The following is a 24,653-nucleotide window of genomic DNA, read 5'->3' as shown; positions in this document are numbered from 1 at the left end:
ACTAAACCCAGCTGTACAGATGTCCGGGATTGAAAATCCCATGGGGATCGAAAGCAGCTTTCAGTCGCTGCTGAATTGCTCGCAAGGGCGCGGGTTGTGGATGCATCACTTCACCCGTGCGGTCGCCGTGGCGGAACAGCGATGCCTGCCCACCCGCACGACCAGCCCGTTCGGCCATGGCGGACAAGGTCTCGTCCTGGCGGCCCCAGCGCTGTGCCCCGCCCCAGTCGATCAGGGCATCTGTGTCGATATCCTCCATAACGGCGGTCGGATTCACCGAGAATCGCCACAGGGGACGATCACCGTCAAAGAAGGACAACCGCTGGTCGCGAAGCTGGCGCCAGAACTCATCGCCATTTTCCAGACTTTCCATCTGCCCCACGCTGTCTGCCCGCCAGGCTTCAGCGGTCGCCTCAACAGCGGGTTGTGATCCGGATAGCCGGAGATACAGACTGCCCTCGAACCAGCAGGCGGCGGACAGAGGCTTGGCCTGGCCGGCAAGCCGGTTCATCAGGGCGATGGCTTGCGGTTCTTCCATTTCCTGCACCAGCGTCTGCTCCACAGCCGGCTTTGGCAACACTTTCAGTGACACTTCGGTGATCACCCCCAGCGTGCCCAGGGCGCCGGCCTGAAGCCGGGACGCGTCATAACCGGCCACATTCTTCATCACCTGCCCCCCGAACCTGAGGTGCTCACCACGACCATTGATCAACCGCAGCCCCAGTACATGGTCACGAACCGATCCCTGCCACGGACGGCCAGGGCCGGACAGGTTGGCCGCCAGCACGCCGCCAATGGTGTCCGCGTCGCCAAACCGGGGTGGCTCGAACGCAAGACGCTGACCGTGTTCCGCCAACGCGGTTTCAATGTCGGTGATACGGGTACCGGCCCGCACCGTCAGCACCAGTTCCACGGGTTCGTAGCTGACAATACCGGTGTGGTCGCCAATGTTCAGGGGCTCACCGTGCAGGCCGCGCCCCAGGAAAGGCTTGCTGCCACCGCCGGTGATAGCCAGCGGCGTCCGGCTGGCAACCGCCTGGCGCACCTGTTCCTGCAACTGTGTACTGATATCACCCATGGTCTGCACTCCCTTCACCCGTCGCAGCAGGCGTCTGTAACGGGCCAATCGCCCGGTATTCCTGGCACTGCCTCAGCGTGGGCACACCCTTGCCCGGATTGAGGATGCCCCTGGTGTCGAAGGCCTGCTTGATGCCATGGAACTGGCTGACCTCCAGGTTGCCGAACTGGTTGGGCATCTGGCGGATCTTCTCCATGCCCACACCGTGCTCACCGGTAATGCTGCCCCCCACCTCCACGCAGAGGTTGAGGATATCGCCCCCGAAAGCCTCGGTGCGCTCGAACTCGCCGGGCACGTTGGCATCGAACAGGATCAGGGGGTGCAGGTTGCCGTCGCCGGCATGGAAGACGTTGGCCACCCGCAGGCCATAATGTCCGGACAGTTTCTGCATCTCGGTGAGCACATGGGCCAGTTGGCTGCGGGGAATGGTGCCGTCCATGCAGTAGTAGTCCGGGGAGATCCGGCCCACCGCCGGGAAAGCGGATTTGCGCCCCTTCCAGAGCAGCGCCCGTTCGGCTTCACTGCCCGAGGTGCGGACGGAGGTGGCGCCCAGCTCCCGGAACAGGTCCTCCGCCTGATGGATATGATCCTGGACTTCCTCGCGGGTGCCGTCCACCTCACACAGCAACAGCGCCTGCGCGTCCGTAGGGTAACCGGCATGGGCGAAATCCTCCGCCGCCTGGATCGCGAAGCCGTCCATCATTTCCAGGCCGCCGGGAATAATACCCCGGCCGATGATGCCCGCCACCGCGTCGCCGGCCTGCTGGACGGAATCGAACCCCGACATGACCACCTGGGCCACTTCCGGCTTGGGCAGGAGTTTCACCTGCACCTCCGTGACAATGCCCAGCAGCCCTTCCGACCCGGTCACCAGGGCGAGCAGGTCCATACCGCAACTGTCGTAGCCGTCGCTGCCGATAGTCACCCGATCGCCCTCGGCGGTGACCACCTCGACACTCAGCAGGTTGTGAACGGTCAGGCCATATTTCAGGCAGTGCACACCGCCGGAATTCTCCGCCACATTGCCCCCGATGGTGCAGGCAATCTGGGAGGACGGGTCAGGGCCGTAGTAGAGGCCATGTTTTGCGGCAGCCTCACTGATGGCCAGGTTGCGGACACCCGGCTGCAGCCTGGCGGACCGGGCGGCGGGGTCAATCGACAGGATGCGGTCGAATTTTGCCAGCGACAACACCACACCGCCGGCATGGGGCATGGCCCCGGCGCTGAGCCCGGTGCCGGCGCCACGGGCCACCACCGGCACTTCCTCGGCGTGGCACAGGCGCATGATCTGCTGCACCTGCTCCACCGTCTCAGGCAGCAACACCATTTGCGGCATTTCACAGTACATGGAGAGACCGTCGCATTCGTAGGGGCGAATGGTCTCGTCGTCGGTGATCACCGAATCCGGCTTCAGGAATCGCCGGAACTTTTCCGCCAGGGCGTGACGGTCCACCGGCGGGAACTCGGTCCGACCGTCCAGGGGACTATCGCTGCCGGCCAGCCCATCTTGTTGTTTTACCGCTGACATTTTGAGGCCTGTTATCACTCTCTACATTATGTGTTTCCATCATAGGAAAGCCGACCACCGAGTACCACCAGACTTTGGTGGATCCAATCGCTCGGGGACTATTGATTTTGTGCGCCGCAATCCGTAAAAAGTGCGCCTTCTGAAACATATCGGTTCATGATGCCGGCCAATTCGTGTATTTTTCAGGCATCACAGCATTGTCATCAACAGCCGGAGTATGGCCATGGCGGACAACGCCCCCCTGATCTGCAGGGATATCCACAAAACCTTTGACCAGAACGAGGTTCTCAAGGGCGTGTCCCTGGAAACCCGCAAGGGCGATGTGGTCTCCATGATCGGCAGTTCGGGCTCCGGCAAGAGTACCTTCCTGCGCTGTATCAACCTGCTGGAAACACCAACCTCCGGCGACATTATCGTGCACGGTGACCCAATCCGCTTCAAAACGAACCGCAAGGGTGAGCGGATACCGGCGGACAACAGGCAGGTTGAGCAGGTCCGTGCACGGCTTTCCATGGTCTTCCAGGGGTTCAACCTCTGGTCCCACATGACCGTGCTGGAAAACGTGATTGAAGCGCCGGTCCATGTGCTCAAAGTGCCCAAAAAGGAGGCAATCGAGCGCGCCGAGGCCTATCTTGAAAAGGTCGGGATCTATGAGCGCAAGGACTATTACCCCGCCCAGATGTCCGGCGGGCAGCAGCAGCGGGCGGCCATTGCCCGCGCCCTGGCCATGGAGCCGGAGGTGATGCTGTTTGACGAACCGACATCCGCCCTCGATCCTGAACTGGTGGGAGAGGTTTTGAAAGTCATGCAGGGTCTGGCTGACGAAGGTCGCACCATGATCGTGGTCACCCACGAGATGGCTTTCGCCCGGGACGTGTCCTCCCAGGTCCTGTTTTTGCATCAGGGTGTGATCGAAGAACAGGGAACCCCTGAAAAAGTCTTCGACCACCCGGATTCGGAGCGCATACAGCAATTCCTTGCGCCCCGGTTCTGATCCTGAGAATTGTCATCCGACAACCCCCAGAAATCGCAACACACTGGAGAAACTCAAATGAAAAAACTGATTGTTGCAGCGGGATGCGCCCTGGCCATGATGGCCGGCACGACACTGGCCCAGGACGGGGAAACCATTCGCATCGCTTTCGATGTGCCCTACGAGCCCTTTGAGTACCGCGATGACGACGGCAACCTGACCGGCTTTGAAGTGGAACTGGCGGAAGCCATGTGTGAGGAGATGAACGCCAACTGCGAGTTCGTCATCCAGGCGTGGGACGGCATGATCCCGGGGCTGCTGGCGCGTAAGTTCGACGCCATCATGTCCTCCATGTCCATCACCCCGGAGCGTGCCGAGCGGGTGCTGTTCTCCGAGCCCTACTACAACACCCCGGGTGGCTGGTTCGCCCCTGAAGACTTCGACACCGACGTGACCGACAAGTCCGCGATGGAAGGCAAGACCGTGGGCGTTCAGCGCGGCACCACCATGGACACCTACGTCACTGAAAACCTGGGTGGCGTGGTGACCATCAAACGTTACACCACCGCCGATGACATGGTCCTGGACCTGGAAGGCCAGCGCCTGGACGTGGTCTTCGTGGACTACCCGGTGGGCGAGCAGACCGTCCTTAGCAAGGACGGCTTCAAGGAAGTGGGTGAGCCGGTCAAACTGGGCGAAGGCGTTGGCGTTGCCATGCGCAAGCGTGACCGGGAACTGGCCGAGAAGATCAATGCCGCCCTGGACACGCTGAAGAACGATGGCACCTACGACGCCATCATGGAGAAATACTTCAACTACGACATCAAGATGTAAGCCATCTGCGGCGGCCGGGCCCGGGTATCTGTTGTCGACCATGCCACAGATACCTGACCGGCCTCCGATACCTGGATTCCCTGCATGATTGATCTGAAAGGCTACGGCCCCCAACTCGCCGAGGGCGCCGTTGTCACTGTCGAACTGGCCCTGTTGTCCCTACTCCTGGCCCTGTTCCTGGGGCTGACCGGAGCTGCTGCCAAACTGTCCGCCAGCCGTGTCGCCAGGACCATTGCCACCGTCTATACCACCATTGTCCGTGGGGTCCCCGACCTGGTCATGATGCTGCTGCTCTATTACGGCGGTCAGGTCATGGTCAACAACCTCTCCGACTGGCTCTACAAGCAGTACGACATTGACTGGTTCTTCCAGTTCGACCCTTTTATCTCCGGCACCCTGACCATCGGCCTGATCTTCGGGGCCTACATGGCGGAGACCTTCCGCGGAGCCTTCCTGGCGGTGGAAACGGGGCAGATAGAAGCCGCCCGGGCCTATGGATTCACTCAATGGCACACTTTCCGCCGGGTAATGGTGCCGCAGATGATGCGCCACGCCCTCCCGGGCATCGGCAATAACTGGCAGGTACTGCTCAAAACCACCGCCCTGGTGTCCATCATCGGGCTCACCGATATGGTGCGGGTCGCGGAAGAGGCCGCCAAGGCCGAGCGCTCGCCGTTCCTGTTCTTTATTCCGGTGGCGGCAGTCTACCTGGCCCTGACGGCGGTTTCCGAACTTTTCATCAAGTGGCTCAACCGGCGGGCCAACGTCGGCGTTGTCCAGGGGGAGAGCTGACATGCCGGAGTTCATCACCGCCTGGCTGGACCAGAACGAGATCTTCACTGCCATGACTCTGCTGGAATACTGGCAGGGCCTGGTGAGTACAGTCCAGCTCGTGTTCCTGTCCCTGGTCATCGGCCTGGCCATGGCCATCCCCCTGGCCATCCTTCGTAACAGCCCCCGCTGGTGGGTGTCCGGGCCGGTATGGATCTACACCTACCTGTTCCGTGGCACACCGCTGCTGATCCAGCTCTACATCATCTACTATGGCCTGGCGCAGATTCCCGGCATCCAGGACACCTTCTGGTGGGACATCTTCCGGGAACCCTTCTACCCGGCACTGCTGGCATTCACCCTGAACACGGCGGCCTACACCACGGAAATCTTCCGTGGCGCCATCGCCGCCACGCCCCAGGGTGAAATCGAGGCGGCCAAAGCCTATGGCATGTCATGGTTCTTGCGGCTGCGCCGTATCGTCCTGCCCAGCGCGGCCCGTCGCGCGGTGCAGGCCTATTCCAACGAAGTAATCTTCATGCTCCACGCCAGTGCCATCGCCAGCGTGGTCACCATTGTTGACCTGACCGGCGCGGCGCGAAACATCTACTCCCGCTTTTATGCCCCCTTCGATGCCTTTATCGCAGTGGCGCTGATCTATATGGCGCTGACCTTCCTGCTGGTGTTTGCCTTCCGCAAGCTGGAGAACCACTTGCTTAGGCACCAGAGACCGGCGGGGGGCTGACCCATGGAGCGGGGGGTATTGTTTGACGGCCAGCCTGACTGGCTGGCCCATACCCTCGCCACGGTTGATCACTCCTGCGCCGAAGCGAGCACCATCCTGCCCGGCGGCAGGCTGGTTCGGCAAGGTACGGGGCTGCTTCAGTTCGAGCCAGGTCAGCCAGTCAATGGCGCACCTGCCCTGCTGCTGTCCGCCGGCGTCCATGGTAACGAAACCGCCCCCATCGAGTTGCTGAACCGGCTGGTGGACAACATCACCACCGGCGTCCTCCGGCCCCGTATCCCACTGTTATTCATGCTCGGCAACCCGCCCGCCATGGTGGCGGCGCAGCGCTTCGTCGAGCACAACCTGAACCGGCTTTTCCAGGGGGCCTGGAAGGACTACCCGGACGGCTACGAAACCCGACGCGCCGCCCAACTGGAAGCCACCTGCCAGGCCTTCCGGGACCGGCACCCTGGCCCACTGCGCCACTACGACCTGCACACGGCCATCCGCCCGTCCCGGCGGGAGAAGTTTGCCCTCTATCCGTTCGTGGAAGGGCGGCAGGTACCGGGGACGGAACTGGCCTTCCTGACGGAGGCAGGTATTGGCACGCTGTTGCTCCAGCACCAGACGGCGACGACGTTTTCTTCCTTCACGTCGGAAAGCCTGGGGGCGGAAAGCTTTACCCTTGAGCTGGGGAAGGTACACCCGTTCGGGCAGAATGATCCGCAGACAATAGCGAAATTGGAGAAGGCCCTGATCCGACTGGTTCAGGCTCAACCAGCCCCCGATATCGCCACGGACCAGCTACCCGAAACCTTTGAGGTGGTTCACGAAATCCTGAACACTGGCGAGCATTTCCGGTTCCATATTGCCGATGATGTGGCCAATTTTACCGAGTACCCGCCGGGGACCCTGATCTGGGAGGACGATACCACCGAGTATCGGGTCGGCCCCGAACCGGAGGCCATTATCTTTCCTAATCCGAAGGTTCCGGTGGGGCATCGTGTTGGGCTGATGGTCCGGCAACGTTTCGGAGAGTGACCAAGAAGCCTCAGCCCCCAGGCAAGCGGTACTATACTTCGTGCTGGAAATCATAGATCGACCCCAGCCCGAGAATCCCCGTTAGCTCATCCAGCGCATGGCGACTTTCCTGCAGCAGCGACGGATCCGCCAGGTCCTCTGGAAGCAACTCCTCCCGGTAGTGGCCCTGCACCCAGGCCACCAGGCGTTCGTAGAGCTCGTCCGTGAGCAATACGCCCTGGTTCATGGCCGCCACCGCATCGTCGTCCAGAGCCACCCGCAGGCGCAGGCAGGCCGGGCCGCCGCCGTTGCGCATGGACTGGCGCAGGTCGAAAGTCTCAATGGCCCTGATCGCATTGTCCCCCGCCAGCACCTCATCCAGGTAGCGGCTGACGGACGTCACCTCCCGACATTCCCCGGGCACCACCAGCAACATGCCGCCGTCCACTGACAGCAACTGGCTGTTGAACAGGTAGGAGGCCACCGCATCCTCCAGCGGCACCTGGTCCGACGCCACCCGCAGGGTCTCCAGTGGCGTGTTGCCCAGCTTCTCCCGCAGCTCCGCCAATAGCGGCTCCTCGTTCAGGAACGCCAGTTCGTGATAGAACAGCAGGTTCTCGTTGCCCACCGCGATGACGTCATTGTGGAACACGCCGGCATCGATGGCCGCCGGATTCTGCTGGGCGAACACGACCCGCTCCGGCTTCAGCCCATGCAACCGGGCCACCGCCCGCGAGGCCTCAAGAGTCTGCCGGGCCGGGAATCGCTGGGGCATGGCCGCCCGGCTGTCGAAGGCCATCTGCCCGTAGACAAAAAGTTCGACCCCGGGCTTTCCGTGGGATGGACACAACCGGGTATGGTTGGCCGCGCCCTCATCGCCAAACTGGGACACTGGCGGTAATGACGGATGATGGGCAAACCAGGCGTCGTCGGTAAAAATCGACCGCAGGATTCGCCCCGTCTCACTGGCTTCCAACGACCGATGGAAACTCGACGCCAGGTTCGCCGGCGTAAAATGCACCCGGTGGTCCACTGTATCCGCCGCTGGCGAGACGGTGGCCGCATTGGCCGTCCACATGGACGAGGCGGAACTGACTGCCGACAGCAGTTCCGGCGATTCCTGACTGACCCGGGCCAGGATTTTTTCCTCTGTCCCTGTGAATCCCAGTCGCCTCAGCGTCGGCATATGGGGGCGTTCCTGGGGCGGCAGCACGCCTTGCAACAGCCCCTTGTCCGCCAGCGCCTTCATCTTCGCCAGCCCTTGCAACGCCGCCTCCTGCGGGCTGGATACCTGGTTGGCATTGGAACTGGAGGCCAGGTTGCCCCGAGCCAGCCCCGCATAGTTGTGGGTGGGGCCAACGAGGCCGTCCAGGTTCAGCTCGCGGCAGGGGCCTGGGTTAGATTTGCCGCCGTTTCGCGGATTATAGGTATCCATAGATGGCTCACTTTTCAGAAAGCTTTTGAGGCTCTCATAGATGGACTGGTACTTCGCTCCGGTGCCGGTCCCCACAGGTCGATAAGGCTTTCCGGGACACGCCGTAAATCCATCCATGGAGGCTCTTAAGAATCAAAGCTTCATACCAGGAGCCAAAGATTCGGGCAGAGACACCCGCTCCGACTCCAGGGAAGCCACAGGCCAGGCACAATAATCCGCCGCGTAGTAGGCACTGGGCCGATGGTTACCGGAATCCCCGACGCCCCCAAACGGCGCCGCACTGCTGGCCCCGGTCAACGGCCTGTTCCAGTTCACAATGCCGGCCCGGGCCTCCACCAGCAGCCGGTCATAAAGCTCCCGCCTGTCCGACAGGATGCCGGCGGCCAGCCCGAACCGCGTATCATTGGCCAACGCCAGGGCCTCATCAAAATCCCCATAGCGATACACACTCAACAGCGGCCCGAAATGCTCCTGGTCCGGTGCATCGACCCTGGTTAGGTCCACGATACCCGGCGTCAGGAGCCCTGTCCCTTGCTTGTGGGACATTTCCAGCAAGGATTGACCGCCGTCCGAGACCAGCTTCTGCCAGGTATCCATTAACCGGGCCGCCGCCTCCGGCGAAATCACTGCCCCCATGAATGGCTGGGGGTCTTCGTCAAACTGGCCAACAGACAGCTTACCGGCCGCTTTCACCAACTCATCCAGGAACGCATCACCATCCTTTCCAGAGGGCACCAGCAGCCGCCGGGCACAGGTACACCGCTGTCCCGCCGACAGGAAAGCGGACTGCAGAGTGTGGTGAACCGCTGCCCGGGTGTCCGCCACGTCCTGCACGATCAACGGGTTGTTGCCACCCATCTCCAGGGCCAGGATCTTCTGGGGCTGCCCGCCGAACTGTTCGTGCAGCAGGTGACCAACCGTGGAACTGCCGGTAAAGAACAGCCCGTCAATCTGGTCATGCCCCGCCAGGGCCCGGCCGGTATCCACCTCGCCCTGGATCAGGTTCAGGACGCCGTCTGGCAACCCCGCGAGCTGCCAGAGCCGCACTGTCATTTCCGCCACTCCCGGTGCCAGTTCACTGGGTTTGAAGACCACGGCATTGCCCGCCAGCAACGCCGGCACGATATGGCCATTGGGCAGGTGACCGGGGAAGTTATAGGGGCCGAATACTGCCACCACGCCATGGGGTTTATGCCGCAGGACCGCCCGGCCTCCAGGCACATCGCTCTCACGGAAGCCGGCCCGTTCGTCCCGGGCCCGTATCGAGATATCGATCTTGCCGATCATGGCCGACACTTCCGTTCGTGACTCCCACAGCGGCTTGCCGGTTTCACGGCCAATCTGGTGAGCCAGCGTTTCCCGATGCTCCTCAAGCAATTCGCCGAAACGGCGAACCACCGCCTCACGCTCACCGGCGGATGTCCGGGACCAGACCACGAATGCCTGGCGGGCTTCATTCACCGCCGCATGGACATCGTCCATCCCGGCTCCCGAGCCCTGCCAGACGGTTTCCCCGGTGACCGGGTGCAGGGACTCCAGCGCCTCGCCATGGGCCGAGGCCCACAGACCATTGATAAACAGTTCACCGGTCAGCGTCAGGTTCATGAAGCACCTCCTGGGTCGACGAAAGGGCGGGGAAAAAACCTTCTACCCCTACAGGTATTGGTCAGAACAACGTTTCTTTCAAGGAGGCGATACGTACCTGATCGCCCTCGCTGATGCCCAGCACCTCCATGATCGGCCCCGGCACCTGTACTTCGTCATCGCGTACGGCCTCCCTGGGAAGCGTGCCGACCCGGAAATCATCGAAGGAGCGGTTGGAGATCATGACCTTGTCGCTGGCGGACAGGTTGTCCAGCAGCGGCCGGTCCACCCGTTTGACGGGGCGCAGGATGCTCTGGCGGATGGTGCGGATGTTGTGGAGGAAAGCTTCTACCACCGGGCCGCCATCGAAGATGTCCACCAGGCCGTTGAAGTTGAAACCCTCCGCCTGGAGCATGTTCAGGGCTGGTTCGGTATTGCGGTGGACTTTGCCGATCACGTCGGTGGCGCTTTCCGGCAGCAGTGACAGGTATATCGGAAACCGGGGCATGAGTTCGGCGATGAAAGATTTGTTGCCCCGGGCGGAGAGGCGGTCGGCCTCGACGAATTCCATGTCGAAGAAGCGTCGTCCAAGAGCGTCCCAGAGGGGGCTCTGGCCCTGGTCGTCGGAGACGCCCCGCATTTCGGCGAAGATCTTGTCGGAGAAGTGTTCGCGGAATTCGTCCAGGTACAGGAATCTCGCCCGGGAGAGCAGCAGGCCATTGCCGCCGCCCCGGTGGCTGTCCGCCAGCAGCAGGGAGCCGATTTCGGTGGCGTCGGTCATGTCGTTGGTGAGGTAGAGCGTGGGGGTGCGGACATGGACGTCGAGTTCGCGGCTGTCGCTGACGGTGATGCTGAGGCGATAGTTGTAGAACACTTCGTCCAGGCCGACCCTGGCCTGGATGCCGCTGATGCCGGCGCAGCATGGTTGTTCGGTGTCTTCCAGGGCGAACAGGTAGAGGCCCGCGTCGGGGGAGCGGCGGCCCTCGAAGGTGTCCCGGGCTTTCTGGATCTTGCGTTGGAGGAGTTCGCGTTCCGGCGGGAGGGTGGTCATGCCGTTGCCGGCGGAGGCGGCCATGGCGTAGAGGTCATCCAGATCTGTTTGCTGAAGTGGCCGGATGATCAGCATAAGCCCTCCAAGACTTCAGGTTTGGGTGCTGGGTCGGCGATCTGGTACTGCTTTCCGGGACACGCCGTGAATACCTCCCTGTAGGCTCTTCGAAAACGTCCCTGTTTTCGAAGGTCCCGGAAAGCAGTACCAGACCACCCACCGCGACATCCTGCAATTCGCCACAGGATTCTTCTACTTGGTCAGTGTAGCCACCGCTTTCTCAAAGCGCTCAAGCCCTTCCTCGATATCCTGATCCGGGATGATCAGTGACGGAGCCAGGCGGACCACGTCGGCGCCGGCGACCAGGATCATAAGACCCTCCGCCTGGGCCGCCGCCAGGAATTCCTTGGCCTTACCCTTCCACTGGTCGGTCAGGACACAGCCCAGCAACAGGCCTTCTCCGCGCACATGGCTGAAGATGTCGTATTTCTCGCCGATGGCCATCATGCCCTTGCGCAGTTTTTCGGAACGGACCTTCACGCCCTTGAGGATGTCCGGCTGACTGATGGTGTCGACAACCTTCTGGGCCACGGCACAGGCCAGCGGGTTGCCGCCGTAGGTGCTGCCGTGGGTGCCGACGCCCAGGCTTGCCGCCACTTTCGCGGTGGTCAGCATGGCCGCCACCGGGAAGCCGCCGCCCAGGCCCTTGGCGCTGGTCAGGATGTCGGGGGTGACACCGTAGTGCTGGTAGGCGTAGAGGTGGCCGGTGCGTCCGGCGCCGCTCTGGACTTCGTCGAACACCAGCAGGGCATCGTGGTCATCGCACAGTTTCCGCAGGCCTTCCAGGAATTCCGGTTCAGCCGGCATGACGCCGCCCTCGCCCTGGATGGGTTCGACCACCACGGCACAGGTCTTTTCCTTCGAGATCAGTTCCTTGACCGAATTCAGGTCGTTGTAGGTGGCGTGGTGGATGCCGCCGGGGGCCGGTTCGAAGCCTTCCAGGTACTTGGGCTGGCCACCGACGCTGACGGTGAACAGGGTGCGACCGTGGAAAGAGTTGGTGAACGCGATAATTTCGTGTTTTTCCGGGCCATGGTGCTGCCAGCCATAGCGACGGGCGAGTTTGAAGGCGGCTTCGTTGGCTTCCCCGCCGGAGTTGGCGAAGAACACACGCTCGGCGAAGGTGAGTTCGCACAGGGTGCGGGCCAGGCGCAGGGCCGGTTCGTTGGTGAGTACGTTGGAGACATGCCAGAGCTTTTCTGCCTGTTCATACAGGGCGCCGATCAGACCCGGGTGGGCGTGTCCCAGGCTGTTGACGGCGATGCCGCCGGCGAAGTCGACGTACTCTCGGTCGTCCTGGTCCCAGACCCGTGACCCCTCGCCTCGCACGGGAATCATGGCGCCGGGGGCGTAGTTGGGTACCATGACATCGTTGAAGAGTTCGCGGGTGACGGGTTCTCTGTTCATAAGTTCCTCTCTGACCTTCCCGGGACCGGCCAACGGACCGGCGTGTAAAGCCCTATCATACGCCAGAGGGGCAGGTGCAGGAAAACTCAGGAGGTCCCGGGCTCCACTCCAAGGATGTCAGGCCTACCCACTGGCGGAAGTTCCAGGATTGTCAGGCCCTTTACCCCCTTCCCGGAGAGTGCCTTGACCACCAGTTTGTAGGAATCCATATCGAAGGTGACGGCGGTGCCGCGAAGGCTGAGGTCCTCCAGTTCTTCGTCAGAGCGCAGGGTGACCACATGCATCCAGTTGTAGATCACCAGGATCTCCGTTCGCCCGGTACCGGGGTTGTGTTCCCGCACGCCCACCGGCCCCTGCCAGGGCCAGGTTTTCAGTCGCAGACTGTGGAAGGCGATCTGTACCCGCAGGTTGTAGCGGATGACATCCTCAAGGCCTTCGCAGGCGCCCTTGCATCGGCCCAGGGTACGCTGGAAGCAGGGTCCTTCCTGATCCGGGGGTTCCAGATCCAGCAGGCGGTTGCACAGTTCGTTCTTGCCGGCAATGCCGGTTAGCGCCCTCTGGGCGTCGCGTTTGCTGCGAAACAGGCCGTAGTAGTCCCCGAGCCGGTGGGGTTCGACCTGCTGTACCAGGCGCGCCTGCAGATAGCCCTGGGCATTTTCGGTCAACTCGATGCTCCAGAGCGTCTTGGCGGGACGGGAACGGCGGTTGTACATCGGCCGCAGGGCCTTGATCTGGCGCAGCTCCAGTAACAGTGCGCCCAGTTCACCGGCGGTTTCCGTCCAGTCCACACGGCGCATGCTCTCGGACAGCCTCACGCCCTTGCTGGAGTTGTGGTCACCTGAGAAATGGGAGGCGACCCTCTGGGCGATGTTCGTGCTCTTGCCCACGTACAGCAGTACGTCGTTCTCGCCGTAGAAACGGTAGACGCCGGGCACCGACGGTATGTCGTCGAGCACATCCGGTGGCATGTGGGAAGGCACGCTGGGGCGCTGGAGCAGGGTGCGGACCGCCTGCTCTACGGCGTCCACACCCTTGTCTTCCAGGGCGTGGGTAAAGAAGTCAACCATCGCGGAAACATCCCCCATGGCCCGGTGTCGCTGCACCTGGGCCAGGCCGTGGCGCTGGATCAGGGCGTCCATGTTGTGGCGACGATGTTCAGGATAGAGCCGCCGGGACAGCTTGACCGTACACAGCACCCGGGCCGAGAACGGTTGCACCAGGCGACGGAACTCCGCCTTGATAAAGCCATAGTCGAAGCGGGCGTTATGGGCAACGAAGATACAGCCCTCCAGGCGCTCCCGGAGTTCATCCGCAATGGCCCCGAACATCGGTGCATCGGCAACCATGTCATTGGTGATACCGGTGAAACGCTCGATATAGGCGGGAATCCTGGTCTGGGGGTTGACCAGGGTCTGCCATTCACCCACCACCTCACCATCACGCCAGAAGCGGATGCCGACTTCCGTGATCCGGTCGTGGCCGGCAGATCCACCGGTGGTTTCCAGATCCAGAAAGGCAAGGGTTGCGGAGCCCAGGAAGGCTTTCAAAGGGGTGCCGTCGTTCATCCCTGCATTATACGGAGGGCGAGACCAACTTCGTTAATGCAGCTTTCGAATACATACTGAGAGATCTCCACAATTCGTCTAAAAAATCATTCATATTCGCCTATCAACATTGCAGTTTCGTTACTTGTTTGCCACGTTAGTGGGGTGTTCTACCGAAGAAGCGGAGAAATAACGGCAAACTACACATGTAACGCAACAGAGAGAGGACGAACATGAAGAAGAATGTACTCGCCAAGGCAATTGGCTTGACATCCGCTGCAATGGCACTGGGCATCGCGTCCGGTCAGGCAGCCGCCGTCGAGTTCGAAGCAGGTGACGTCATGCTCGACGTGTACGGCTACGCTCAACTGAATGCGGTTTACGACATTGATCAGGACATCGGCCTGGATACTCAGGCTGGTCACTTCCCTTACCTGTTTGATAACGACGATGGCCGGGATGGCCATTTTGATGCCGACGCGCAGCAGTCCCGGCTCGGTGTCACCGCCACCCACGCCAGTGGCGTCAGCGTAACCGTTGAAGGCGACTTCCGCGGTGGCGACTTCCGCCTGCTACGCGCCTACGGTGAATATGGCAACTGGATGGCCGGTCGCAACTGGTCTAACTACACCAGTTTCGTGGGCTGGACACCTACCCTGGACTTCGACGGCCTGGCCGGCCTTGCTGGGATACAGGACCGCGCAGCACAAGTTCGCTACTCTAACGGCCCCTGGTCGTTCTCGGTGGAAGACCCCAACTTTCAGAGAATCGCGGATACCGATGACGAAAAGCAGAGTGCTCCCGTGGTTACCGCTCGCTATGAAGACGCTCTCACTTCCAATGTGATGTTCAGCGCTGGCGCTTTGCTGCAATACCTGTCCTATGACGAAGGCGATGCCGGTGACGACGACAATGCCGTTGGCATGGCTGGCTATGTTGCCGCTGATATCTCACTGACCGACGCCCTCACCCTGCACGGCGTACTGAATGCCTCAGATGGCGCCAACGGCTACCTCTACCGTTCCGGTGATAGTGGCTTTGGCGGGAACGATGCCTATCTTGATGGCAGCAGCCTGGAAACCATCTCCGGTTACGGCGGCACAATCGGTGCATCTGCCGATGTCGGAGCAGGCACTCTGAACGCAGGCTACGGCTTGGTCGAGATGGACTGGGACGACTATGAAAGCGATGTGGGCGCCGCAGCGGCGGATGCCCGGGTTGAAACCAACAGCAACGCCTTCGTGAACTATCAGTGGAATCCCATTGAGCACGTGATGCTGGGCGTTGAATACGGTTACTTCAAGTCCGAGCTCTACAGTGGCGATAGCGAAGACGCCCAACGGGTCATGTTCGCATCCCGCTACAGCTTCTGATAAGCCCACCTGAAATCGGCGTCCCCCGCTCCGGGGGACGCCTCTTCTTCCTACCGACCTTCGCCGATCAGGCTACCCGCTAAAGCAGCAACTGCCGGATATCCCCCAACACCTGCGCCAGGTAGTTGGTGAACCGCGCCGCATCGGCGCCATTCACCGCCCGGTGGTCGTAGGACAGGGACAGCGGCAGCATCAGCCGGGGCTGGAAGGCCTCGCCATCCCACACCGGTTTCATCGCCGCCTTGGACACCCCGAGGATCGCCACTTCCGGCGTGTTCACAATGGGCGTGAAGGCGGTGCCACCGATGCCACCCAGGCTGGTGATGGAGAAGCAGGCACCCTGCATCTCTGCCGGCTTGAGCTTCTTGTCCCGGGCCTTGTCCGCCAGTTCCTGGGCTTCCGCCGCCAGTTGCCAGAGGCCCTTCTGGTCCACGTCCCGGATCACTGGGACCATCAGCCCATGGGGCGTGTCCACAGCGATGCCGATGTGGATGTACTTCTTGCGCACCACCTCCTTGCGCTCCATGTCCAGAGACACGTTGAACTGGGGCAGCGCTTCCAGGGCGGCGGCGCAGGCCTTGAGGATAAACGGCAGCGGCGTGAGCTTGACGCCCTTTTTCTCGCCCGCCTGTTTCTGGCCCTTGCGGAAGGCCTCCATCTCGGTGATGTCGGCATCGTCGAACTGGGTCACGTGGGGCACGTTGAGCCAGCTCTTCTGCATGTTGGTGGCGGTAGCCGTCATCATGCGGGACATGGCTTCCCGTTCCACCTCGCCGAACTGACTAAAGTCCGGCAGCTTGATGCCCGGGATGCCCGCACCTTCCACGGAACCACCCTCCTGGACCTTCTTCAGGTTCTGGCGGATGTAGGCTTCCACATCCTCCTTGAGGATGCGGTGCTTCGGGCCACTCGGTTTGACCTTGGTGAGATCAGCCCCCAGTTCCCGGGCCACCTTGCGCACCGCCGGACCTGCATGGACCTTGCTGCCGGGCGTCGGCGGTTGATAGGTGCTGTCGCCCTGCCCTTCATCCGGGGTGGACGCTTCCTCCTTGCCAGCATCCTTTTCACCCCTGGCCGGTTTGCGCTCCTTGTCACTGCGAGGCTCTTCGGACTTGCCGGTGTCGTTCGCGTCATCGGCTTCGTCACCGCCAGCCTCTTCGACGGTCATCTCCAGCAGGTCATCGCCTTCGGAGAGCTTGTCCCCTTCCTTCACCAGGATCTTCCCGACCTTGCCGGCATAGGGGGACGGGATTTCCATGGTGGCCTTGTCGGATTCGACGGTGACCAGCGGATCTTCCTCGGAGACGGTATCGCCTTCGCTGACATTGATCTCGATGACCGGCACATTCTCGAAGCCGTCCAGGGGCGGGACCTTGACGGTCTCCTTGCGACTACCGCCCTTCTTTCCTGAGCTTTTCTGCTTGTCGGTCTCGCTGTCGTCTTTCGACGCCTTTTCCTTGTCACCGTCCGAGTCGGCATCCTTTTCCTTCGACTCGTCCTTGTCCTTCTCGGCTTTTTCCGGTTCGTCGTCTTCGTCGTTGTCCTCGCTGCTGTCACCACCGGCACCATCAGCATCGATGGTGCCGACCACATCGCCCTCGCTGAGCTTGTCGCCCACCTTGACGGACAGCTTGGTGATCTTGCCGGCATAGGGAGCCGGCAGCTCGACGGAAGCCTTGTCGGACTCCACGGTCAGGATGGGATCCTCCTCCTCAACCGTGTCACCCTCGCTGACCAGCACTTCGATCACCTCAACCTCGTCCGCGCCGCCGAGGTCGGGAACCTTGATCTCCTGTTCACTCATGGTTACCTCCTCAGCTCAGCACCGGATTGGGTTTGTTACGGTCGATGCCGTACTTGCGCATGGCCTCCAGCACCTGGTCGTTCTTGACCTCGCCGTCTTTCGCCAACGCGGACAGGGCACTGATCGTCACGTAGTACCGGTCCACCTCGAAGAAGTGGCGCAGTTTCTCGCGGGTATCACTGCGACCGAAGCCGTCGGTGCCCAGGGTGAAGTAGGTCTTGGGAATGTAGGCCCGCAGTTGTTCGGAGTGCAGCTTGATGTAGTCAGTGGCCGAGACCACCGGGCCCTGCTGCTTCTCCAGGCACTGGGTGACGTAGGCCTTTTTCTGGGTGTCGTCCGGATGCAGGTGGTTCCAGCGCTCCACGTGCATGCCGTCCCGGGCCAGTTCGTTGTAGCTGGTGACGCTCCAGACGTCGCTGGCCACGCCCCAGTCATCCTTCAATAGCTGTGCCGCTGCCCGGACCTCGTTGAGGATGGCGCCGGAGCCCAGCAACTGAACCCGGGGAGTCTTCTTGCGGCCCTTGGTTTCCACCGATTCGAACTTGTACATGCCCTTGATGATTTTCTCGGCCAGGCCCTTGGTCTTGGGCATGGCGGGCTGGTGGTAGTTCTCGTTCTCGATGGTGAGGTAGTAGAAGACGTGGCGGTTGTCCTCGAACATCTCCTTGATGCCATGCTGCACCACCACGGCCATTTCGTAGCCGAAGGCCGGGTCGTAGCTGCGGCAGTTAGGCACGACGTTGAACAGCACGTGGCTGTGGCCATCCTGGTGCTGCAGGCCTTCGCCGTTCAGCGTGGTGCGGCCGGCGGTGCCGCCGATCAGGAAGCCCTTGGCCTGCATGTCGCCGGAGGCCCAGACCAGGTCCCCCACCCGCTGGTAACCAAACATGGAGTAGAAGATATAGAACGGGATCAACGGGAAGTTATTGTGGCTGTAGGAGGTGGCGGCAGCCATCCAGGCGGCCATGGAACCGTCCTCGTTGATGCCTTCCTGCATGATCTGGCCTTTCTTGTCCTCCCGGTAGTACATGATCTGGTCCCGGTCCTGGGGCACGTACTTCTGGCCTTCGGAGGTGTAGATACCCAACTGGCGGAACATGCCTTCCATGCCGAAGGTTCTTGCCTCGTCGGGGACGATGGGCACCACCCGCTTGCCGACACGCTTATCCTTCACCAGGGCGTTGAGCAGGCGCACGAAGGTCATGGTGGAAGACACTTCCCGGTCACCGGAGCCGTCCAGCACGGATTTGAAGATATCCAGCTCGGGCACCTTCAGGGGCTGGCTGTCCTTGCGTCGCTTGGGATAGAAGCCGCCCAGTTCCTGCCGGCGCTTGTTCATGTAGACGATTTCCGGGCTGTCAGGCGCCGGACGATAGTAGGGCACGTCCTCCAGTTCGTCGTCCTTCAGGGGGATGCCGAAGCGGTCCCGGAAAGCCTTGAGGGCGTCCTTGTCCAGCTTCTTGAGGGAGTGGGCGGTGTTCTGGGCCTCGCCTGCCGCGCCAAAGCCGTAGCCCTTGATGGTGTGGGCCAGGATCACGGTCGGCCGGCCGTTGGCCTCGGTGGCCGCTTTCTGGTAGGCCGCGTAGACCTTGTAGGGGTCGTGGCCACCGCGGTTGAGCTTCTTGATGTCCTCATCGGACAGGTCTTCGGCGAGCTTGGCCAGCTCCGGGTACTTGCCGAAGAATTCCTTGCGGGTGTAAGCCGGGCCCTGGCTGATGTAGTTCTGCAATTCGCCGTCAACCGCCTCATCCATGGCCCGTTGCATGACACCGTCCTCGTCCTTCTCGAACAGCGGGTCCCACATGCGGCCCCAGACCACCTTGATGACGTTCCAGTCGGCACCCCGGAAGATGCCTTCCAGTTCCTGGATGATCTTGCCGTTACCCCGTACCGGGCCGTCCAGGCGCTGCAGGTTGCAGTTCACCACGAAAATGAGGTTGTCCAGCTTCTCGCGACCGGCCTTGGAGATGGAGCCCAGAGTCTCAGGTTCGTCGCACTCGCCATCGCCCACGAAGCACCAGACCTTGCGATCGCCCATGTCGATCAGCTCACGACTGTGCAGGTACTTCATGACGTGGGCCTGGTAGATGGCCTGGATCGGACCCAGGCCCATGGACACGGTGGGGAACTGCCAGTAGTCCGGCATCAGCCAGGGGTGCGGGTAGGAGGACAGGCCATTGCCGTCCACCTCTTCCCGGTACTTGTCCAGTTGTTCCTCGTCAAATCGACCTTCCAGGTAGGAGCGGGCATAAATACCCGGGGAGGCATGGCCCTGGAAGTAGATCAGGTCGCCCTCACGCTTTTCATCACCACCGTGAAAGAAGTAGTTGAAGCCCACGTCGTACAGGGTGGCGGCGGACGAGAACGTGGACACGTGCCCGCCCAGCTCCCCGGGACGCTTATTGGCCCGTAGCACCATGGCTAGCGCGTTCCAGCGGATCAGCGAGCGGATACGCCGTTCCATGAACAGGTCCCCCGGCATGCGGGCCTCGTCCCTGAGCGGGATGGTGTTGCGGAACGGCGTGGTGATGGAGTAAGGCAGTTCCGTGCCTTCCCGGCTGGCCCGTTCGGACAATCGCTCAAGGATGTACTTCGCCCGCTCGACACCCTCGTTCTCGATCAGGGATTCCAGTGCGTCCAGCCATTCGCTGGTTTCAGTGGGGTCTTCATCCTGGTACATCGAACCCTCCCATGTTTTGTATGGTGCGGCCAGGGCGCCGCGCGAAGGGGTGTTTCAAGGCTGTGCAAACACACCCGAAGAGAAGAGTGGCCACCACAAGCATAGAACAGCCCCACCGAATTCACCGGTATCGGGACAGGTTTGTGGTGATAACCGGGGGCGCCATTGCCGCCGGGATTTTTCAGAGGAACTTCAAGACTATAGTCAACGCGGGACAATGACCACAACCCAACCAAGGTCGAAGGCGGATACGGGAGCACATAGGGGATGTACGTATTACCCCGAGGTCAGGATGCCTCCATCTCCCCGGGGCCACAAAGCTTTTCACACTAAAGATCTCCAGCGAACCGTCCGCCCCTCAAATATTGCAGTTAAAAGTCGTTATTTTTACCAAAGACGCAGATAAATCACATAATCTCCTGAAATCTCATAAAAATAGCCAGAAGAAAACCAGGGTAGGCGGGGATTCTTTTAATTAGACCTGAAAATGTTGTCCCTTTCCGGTATACTTGCCTGCCCGTTTTTTGACCAGTGGTGACTGATACGATCCGGTCAGTCACCGGCCATTTCACTCAGACAGAGGGCGATTCATGAATTCCATCGTCACCTTTCCGAACCGGATTCCGACCGTCGAGTTTGAAGAGCGTCGTTTTCAGGTTTACACCGATCGCCAGCTCGACAAGATTGAGGTTATCCAGAATCTCCCGGAAGAAACCCTGTTCGAAATGAAAGTCGTGGCCAGTGTGCTACCGTTCCGGGTCAACGAATACGTGATCAACGAACTGATCGACTGGAACAAGGTTCCCAATGACCCGCTTTACCAGCTCGTATTCCCGCAGAAGGGAATGCTGAAGGACGAGCACTACGAGCGCATGGCCAGGCTGCACCGGGAAGGCGCGGACAAGAAGCTGATCCAGTCCGTGGCGAAGGAAATCCGCGACGAACTGAACCCGCACCCGGCGGGCCAGATGGAAATGAACCAGCCCATGCTGGACGGCGAGCCCCTGGAAGGCCTGCAACACAAGTACCGGGAAACCGTGCTGTTCTTCCCCGCCCAGGGGCAGACCTGCCACTCCTACTGCACCTTCTGTTTCCGTTGGGCGCAGTTTGTCGGTGACAAGGACCTGAAGATGGCCAGCACCGACGCCGAGAAACTGCACGGCTACCTGAAGGAGCACACCGAGGTTAGCGACCTGCTGATGACCGGCGGCGACCCCATGGTCATGAAGACCAAGAACCTGGTGCAGTACCTGGAGCCCCTGCTGGGGCCGGAGTTTGACCATATCCAGACCATCCGCATCGGCACCAAGGCGCTGACCTTCTGGCCGTACCGCTTTGTCACTGACAAGGACGCCGACGAGCTGATCGAGCTGTTCGCCAGGCTGGTGGATGCCGGCAAGCACGTAGCCCTGATGGCCCATTACAACCACTGGCAGGAGATCACCACCGATATCGCGGAAGAGGCCATTCGCCGCATCCGTGCCACCGGTGCCGAGATCCGCGCCCAGGGCCCACTGATCAAGCACGTCAACGACGACGCCGATGCCTGGGCCAGGCTGTGGAAGAAGCAGGTGAAGCTGGGCATCATCCCCTACTACATGTTTGTGGAGCGGGACACCGGCGCCAAGAACTACTTCGAGGTGCCCCTGGCAAAAGCCTACGAGGTCTATCGGGAAGCCATGAAGCAGGTATCCGGCCTGGGCCGTACCGCCCGCGGCCCCAGCATGAGTGCCGGCCCCGGCAAAGTGGAGATCCAGGGCATCGCCGAGATCAAGGGCGAGAAGGTGTTCGTTCTGCGCTTCCTGCAGGGCCGCAACCCGGACTGGGTGCAGCGCCCCTTCTTTGCCAAGTACAGCGACACCGCCACCTGGCTGCATGAGCTGGAGCCGGCGTTCGGCGAGGAGAAGTTCTTCTTCGAGGACGAGTACGAGCAGATGCGCAAGGGTAACGGCTGATAAAGCCCCCCCCTGACGCCGAGAAGGGCAGCCCGCGGGCTGCCCTTTTTTGTGGGCCGGGATTTTATCGGACCCATAACGCAGAAAGCCGCCCCGGTCTCCCGGGACGGCTTTCAGGTACAGCGTAATGCTTAGCTGAAGTCGGTCGGCTGCTCGCCTTCCTTCACTTCCTTCATGGACAGCTTTACGCGGCCACGGTTGTCCACATCCAGCACCTTGACGGTGACTACCTGACCTTCGCTGAGCACGTCGGTGACGTTCTCGACGCGCTGGTCGGAAATTTGGGAGATGTGCACCAGGCCGTCCTTGCCGGGCAGGATGTTGACGAAGGCACCGAATTCCATGATGCGCTCGACCTTGCCCTTATAGATGGCACCGACTTCGATCTCCGCAGTGATTTCCTTTACCCGGTTGACCGCTGCCTGAGCTGCAATCTGGGTGTCGGCGTAGATCTTCACGTTGCCGTCATCGTCCAGGTCGATGGAGGCGCCGGTCTCGTCACAGATTGAGCGGATGGTGGCGCCGCCCTTGCCGATCACGTCACGGATCTTGTCCGGATGGATCTTGATGGTGGTGATGCTCGGCGCACGCTCGGACAGCTCGGCCCGGGGCTTGGCAATGACCTTGGCCATTTCACCCAGGATGTGCTGGCGGGCTTCGTGGGCCTGCTCCAGGGCAAGCTCCATGATCTCGTCGGTGATGCCGTTGATCTTGATGTCCATCTGCAGGGCGGTAACGCCTTCAGAGGTACCGGCCACCTTGAAGTCCATGTCACCCAGGTGATCCTCGTCACCCAGGATATCGGTCAGTACCGCAAACTTCTCGCCTTCCTTCACCAGGCCCATGGCGATACCGGCTACCGGTGCCTTGATGGGCACACCCGCGTCCATCAGCGCCAGGGAAGAGCCACACACGGAGGCCATGGAGCTGGAACCGTTGGACTCGGTGATCTCGGATACGGCGCGGATGGTGTACGGGAATTCCTCAATCGTCGGCATAACAGCCGCAACGCCACGCTTCGCCAGACGACCGTGACCTACCTCGCGACGACCCGGCGTACCAACACGACCGGCCTCACCCACGGAATAGGGAGGGAAGTTGTAGTGGAACAGGAACGGGTCCTTTCGCTCACCTTCCAGGGCATCGATGATCTGCATGTCCCGGGCGGTGCCCAGGGTAGTGGTCACGATGGCCTGGGTCTCGCCACGGGTGAACAGGGCGGAGCCGTGGGTGCTGGGCAGCACGCCAACCTCGATGTTGATCGGGCGAACGGTCTTGTTGTCGCGACCATCGATACGGGGCTTGCCTTCGATGACCTGCTGGCGAACCACGTTCTTCTCAACCTTGCCGAAGTACTTCTTGACCTCTTCTTCAGAGGGCTGGCCCTCTTCTTCGCCGGCCAGCTTCTCGACGGCGGCGTCCTTGATTTCCTTCAGCTTCGCATACCGCTCCATCTTGTCACGGATAGCGTAGGCTTCAGCGATATCACCGCCGAAACCTTCCTTGATGGCATTCAGCAGATCCGTATTTTCCGGCTCCGGCTGCCAGTCCCAGCGAGGTTTACCGACTTCCGCAGCAAACTCCTTGATGGCGGCAACCGCGGACTGCATCTCCTGATGGGCAAACAGCACGCCGCCCAGCATCTGGTCTTCGGTCAGGCCCTTGGCTTCGGATTCAACCATCAGCACGGCATCTTCAGTACCGGCAACCACCATGTCCAGCAGCGAGGTTTCCAGCTCTTCGAAGGTCGGGTTCAGGAAGTAGCCACGCTCATTGGTGAACGCCACACGGGAGGCACCAATGGGGCCATCAAACGGAATACCGGAGATGGACAGGGCAGCGGAAGCGGCCAGCATGGCGGCAATGTCCGGATCCTGGGTCTTGCTGGAAGACATGACCGTCAGGATGACCTGGGTTTCGTTCATGTACCCGTTGGGAAACAGGGGACGAATCGGACGGTCGATCAGGCGGGAGGTCAGGGTTTCCTTCTCGGAAGGACGCCCCTCACGCTTGAAGAAACCACCGGGAATCTTGCCCACGGCGTAAGTCTTCTCGAAATAGTTGACGGTCAGCGGGAAAAAAGGCTGACCGGGTTTGGCCTCTTTTGCACCAACCACCGTACCCAGTACGGAAATATCGTCGATGGTCACCAGCACCGAGCCGGTGGCCTGGCGGGCAATACGGCCCGTTTCGAGGGTGACGGTCTTACCGCCGAGCTCGAAGGTTTTCTTGGTTGCTTGTGGAATCACAATAGCTCCTGATTTCGCTTGAGTGTCCAATGCACCAGACCAGGATGACGCGGTCCCGAAACCCTGCTACCGGAAAGCGAACAGGCTGTTGCAAAACCCCGGAGCACAAAGCCCGGGCCTTTCAACAACCTGCTATCGGCGCTCTCGGTCATGACAGCAGAAGCACTTCGGTAGTGGCGTAACAACCGGTTCTGGTACCGGTTAGGGTGGAAAAGCATACCCCGATGACAGGCACGGACCGAAACCCGTCCCAGCCATCGGAGCACAGGCCGGCACCAGGATGGCACCGGCCGGCAGGTCGTCCGCTTAGCGACGCAGACCCAGACGCTGGATCAGTTCCAGGTAACGGTCGGCGTTTTTGCGCTTCAGGTAGTCCAGCAGCTTACGACGCTGGTTAACCATGCGAATCAGGCCGCGGCGGGAATGGTGATCCTGCTTGTTGGCCTTGAAGTGGTCCTGCAGCTTGTCGATGTTAGCGCTCAGCAGGGCAACCTGTACTTCAGGAGAACCTGTGTCGCTATCGCCTTGCTGGTAGTCCTTGACGATCTGTGCTTTTTCCTCGGCTGAAAGTGCCATAAATCAC

18 protein-coding genes are annotated in these 24,653 nt (G+C 61.1%); 7 read left to right on the top strand and 11 right to left on the bottom strand.

What is annotated here, in order from left to right; genetic code table 11:
• Position 1 precedes the first annotated feature (1 nt).
• Together glcE and ACJO3T_RS11560 are read right to left on the bottom strand one after the other, a co-directional pair.
• Entirely contained in the window at positions 2 to 1,078 is a 1,077-nt protein-coding gene (glcE, locus tag ACJO3T_RS11565; RefSeq protein WP_406978532.1) for a glycolate oxidase subunit GlcE, read from the bottom strand.
• Positions 1,071 to 2,606 carry an FAD-linked oxidase C-terminal domain-containing protein gene (locus ACJO3T_RS11560; RefSeq protein WP_406978531.1) on the bottom strand — a complete coding sequence of 512 codons (1,536 nt, stop codon included), beginning with the start codon at positions 2,604 to 2,606 and terminating at the stop codon, positions 1,071 to 1,073. Before ACJO3T_RS11560 ends, glcE begins: the two co-directional genes overlap by 8 nt.
• A gap of 223 nt (positions 2,607 to 2,829) precedes the next feature.
• On the opposite strand from ACJO3T_RS11560, the gene ACJO3T_RS11555 reads away from it, so the two are divergent.
• The 5 genes from ACJO3T_RS11555 to astE all read left to right on the top strand — a co-directional run bounded on the left by ACJO3T_RS11555 (position 2,830) and on the right by astE (position 6,952).
• Complete coding sequence (locus ACJO3T_RS11555) at positions 2,830 to 3,600, top strand: ABC transporter ATP-binding protein (RefSeq protein WP_406978530.1); 771 nt, start codon at positions 2,830 to 2,832, stop codon at positions 3,598 to 3,600.
• 57 nt (positions 3,601 to 3,657) lie between these two features.
• Positions 3,658 to 4,413: a transporter substrate-binding domain-containing protein gene (locus ACJO3T_RS11550; RefSeq protein ID WP_406978529.1), complete on the top strand. Its 756-nt coding sequence runs from the start codon at positions 3,658 to 3,660 to the stop codon at positions 4,411 to 4,413.
• Positions 4,414 to 4,497: 84 nt separating this feature from the next.
• Positions 4,498 to 5,205, top strand: a complete 708-nt coding sequence (locus ACJO3T_RS11545) for an ABC transporter permease (RefSeq protein ID WP_406978528.1) — start codon at positions 4,498 to 4,500, stop codon at positions 5,203 to 5,205.
• 1 nt (position 5,206) lies between these two features.
• Positions 5,207 to 5,929: an ABC transporter permease gene (locus ACJO3T_RS11540; RefSeq protein WP_406978527.1), complete on the top strand. Its 723-nt coding sequence runs from the start codon at positions 5,207 to 5,209 to the stop codon at positions 5,927 to 5,929.
• Between the two features lie 3 nt (positions 5,930 to 5,932).
• Positions 5,933 to 6,952: a succinylglutamate desuccinylase gene (gene astE / locus ACJO3T_RS11535; protein WP_406978526.1), complete on the top strand. Its 1,020-nt coding sequence runs from the start codon at positions 5,933 to 5,935 to the stop codon at positions 6,950 to 6,952.
• Between the two features lie 31 nt (positions 6,953 to 6,983).
• Here astE and astB read toward each other — a convergent pair whose 3' ends face one another.
• The 5 genes from astB to ACJO3T_RS11510 form a co-directional block, all read right to left on the bottom strand.
• Positions 6,984 to 8,366, bottom strand: a complete 1,383-nt coding sequence (gene astB / locus ACJO3T_RS11530) for an N-succinylarginine dihydrolase (protein WP_406978525.1) — start codon at positions 8,364 to 8,366, stop codon at positions 6,984 to 6,986.
• A gap of 132 nt (positions 8,367 to 8,498) precedes the next feature.
• On the bottom strand, positions 8,499 to 9,971 hold the full coding sequence (gene astD, locus ACJO3T_RS11525; RefSeq protein ID WP_406978524.1) for a succinylglutamate-semialdehyde dehydrogenase: 1,473 nt from the start codon (positions 9,969 to 9,971) through the stop codon (positions 8,499 to 8,501).
• Between the two features lie 61 nt (positions 9,972 to 10,032).
• On the bottom strand, positions 10,033 to 11,076 hold the full coding sequence (astA, locus tag ACJO3T_RS11520; RefSeq protein WP_406978523.1) for an arginine N-succinyltransferase: 1,044 nt from the start codon (positions 11,074 to 11,076) through the stop codon (positions 10,033 to 10,035).
• A gap of 174 nt (positions 11,077 to 11,250) precedes the next feature.
• Complete coding sequence (locus tag ACJO3T_RS11515) at positions 11,251 to 12,465, bottom strand: aspartate aminotransferase family protein (RefSeq protein ID WP_406978522.1); 1,215 nt, start codon at positions 12,463 to 12,465, stop codon at positions 11,251 to 11,253.
• Positions 12,466 to 12,551: 86 nt separating this feature from the next.
• Positions 12,552 to 14,030, bottom strand: a complete 1,479-nt coding sequence (locus ACJO3T_RS11510) for an exonuclease domain-containing protein (protein ID WP_406978521.1) — start codon at positions 14,028 to 14,030, stop codon at positions 12,552 to 12,554.
• A gap of 212 nt (positions 14,031 to 14,242) precedes the next feature.
• Between ACJO3T_RS11510 and ACJO3T_RS11505 the strand changes: the two genes are divergently transcribed.
• Complete coding sequence (locus tag ACJO3T_RS11505; RefSeq protein ID WP_406978520.1) at positions 14,243 to 15,382, top strand: DcaP family trimeric outer membrane transporter; 1,140 nt, start codon at positions 14,243 to 14,245, stop codon at positions 15,380 to 15,382.
• Positions 15,383 to 15,461: 79 nt separating this feature from the next.
• Here ACJO3T_RS11505 and aceF read toward each other — a convergent pair whose 3' ends face one another.
• Both aceF and aceE read right to left on the bottom strand, forming a co-directional pair.
• On the bottom strand, positions 15,462 to 17,186 hold the full coding sequence (gene aceF / locus ACJO3T_RS11500) for a dihydrolipoyllysine-residue acetyltransferase (RefSeq protein WP_406978519.1): 1,725 nt from the start codon (positions 17,184 to 17,186) through the stop codon (positions 15,462 to 15,464).
• Positions 17,187 to 17,196: 10 nt separating this feature from the next.
• The gene (gene aceE, locus ACJO3T_RS11495; RefSeq protein ID WP_406978518.1) at positions 17,197 to 19,866 is read right to left on the bottom strand and encodes a pyruvate dehydrogenase (acetyl-transferring), homodimeric type; all 2,670 of its coding nucleotides are present in this window, start codon (positions 19,864 to 19,866) and stop codon (positions 17,197 to 17,199) included.
• A 590-nt stretch (positions 19,867 to 20,456) separates the two neighbouring features.
• Between aceE and ACJO3T_RS11490 the strand changes: the two genes are divergently transcribed.
• Entirely contained in the window at positions 20,457 to 21,821 is a 1,365-nt protein-coding gene (locus ACJO3T_RS11490; RefSeq protein ID WP_406963778.1) for a KamA family radical SAM protein, read from the top strand.
• 131 nt (positions 21,822 to 21,952) lie between these two features.
• Here the strand turns inward: ACJO3T_RS11490 and pnp are convergent, their stop codons facing one another.
• The gene (gene pnp / locus ACJO3T_RS11485) at positions 21,953 to 24,070 is read right to left on the bottom strand and encodes a polyribonucleotide nucleotidyltransferase (RefSeq protein ID WP_406963777.1); all 2,118 of its coding nucleotides are present in this window, start codon (positions 24,068 to 24,070) and stop codon (positions 21,953 to 21,955) included.
• A gap of 306 nt (positions 24,071 to 24,376) precedes the next feature.
• A complete protein-coding gene (gene rpsO, locus ACJO3T_RS11480) occupies positions 24,377 to 24,646 on the bottom strand; it encodes a 30S ribosomal protein S15 (protein ID WP_406963776.1) in 270 nt (89 codons plus the stop codon).
• Positions 24,647 to 24,653 lie beyond the last annotated feature (7 nt).

Origin of the sequence: Marinobacter shunpengi (assembly GCF_045449715.1) — a bacterium.
In the GTDB taxonomy this organism is placed as follows: domain Bacteria; phylum Pseudomonadota; class Gammaproteobacteria; order Pseudomonadales; family Oleiphilaceae; genus Marinobacter.
The sequence above is the reverse complement of the archived record's forward strand: the minus strand, read 5'-3'. Positions and strand labels throughout refer to the sequence as shown.

Coding starts and splice junctions, on each gene's coding strand:
- ACJO3T_RS11545 (WP_406978528.1), top strand. CDS start 4,498: ATGATTGATCTGAAAGGCTACGGCCCCCAACTCGCCGAGGGCGCCGTT.
- rpsO (WP_406963776.1), bottom strand. CDS start 24,646: ATGGCACTTTCAGCCGAGGAAAAAGCACAGATCGTCAAGGACTACCAG.
- ACJO3T_RS11510 (WP_406978521.1), bottom strand. CDS start 14,030: ATGAACGACGGCACCCCTTTGAAAGCCTTCCTGGGCTCCGCAACCCTT.
- ACJO3T_RS11505 (WP_406978520.1), top strand. CDS start 14,243: ATGAAGAAGAATGTACTCGCCAAGGCAATTGGCTTGACATCCGCTGCA.
- aceE (WP_406978518.1), bottom strand. CDS start 19,866: ATGTACCAGGATGAAGACCCCACTGAAACCAGCGAATGGCTGGACGCA.
- ACJO3T_RS11515 (WP_406978522.1), bottom strand. CDS start 12,465: ATGAACAGAGAACCCGTCACCCGCGAACTCTTCAACGATGTCATGGTA.
- astA (WP_406978523.1), bottom strand. CDS start 11,076: ATGCTGATCATCCGGCCACTTCAGCAAACAGATCTGGATGACCTCTAC.
- ACJO3T_RS11555 (WP_406978530.1), top strand. CDS start 2,830: ATGGCGGACAACGCCCCCCTGATCTGCAGGGATATCCACAAAACCTTT.
- ACJO3T_RS11550 (WP_406978529.1), top strand. CDS start 3,658: ATGAAAAAACTGATTGTTGCAGCGGGATGCGCCCTGGCCATGATGGCC.
- ACJO3T_RS11560 (WP_406978531.1), bottom strand. CDS start 2,606: ATGTCAGCGGTAAAACAACAAGATGGGCTGGCCGGCAGCGATAGTCCC.
- glcE (WP_406978532.1), bottom strand. CDS start 1,078: ATGGGTGATATCAGTACACAGTTGCAGGAACAGGTGCGCCAGGCGGTT.
- astD (WP_406978524.1), bottom strand. CDS start 9,971: ATGAACCTGACGCTGACCGGTGAACTGTTTATCAATGGTCTGTGGGCC.
- astB (WP_406978525.1), bottom strand. CDS start 8,366: ATGGATACCTATAATCCGCGAAACGGCGGCAAATCTAACCCAGGCCCC.
- ACJO3T_RS11540 (WP_406978527.1), top strand. CDS start 5,207: ATGCCGGAGTTCATCACCGCCTGGCTGGACCAGAACGAGATCTTCACT.
- astE (WP_406978526.1), top strand. CDS start 5,933: ATGGAGCGGGGGGTATTGTTTGACGGCCAGCCTGACTGGCTGGCCCAT.
- aceF (WP_406978519.1), bottom strand. CDS start 17,186: ATGAGTGAACAGGAGATCAAGGTTCCCGACCTCGGCGGCGCGGACGAG.
- ACJO3T_RS11490 (WP_406963778.1), top strand. CDS start 20,457: ATGAATTCCATCGTCACCTTTCCGAACCGGATTCCGACCGTCGAGTTT.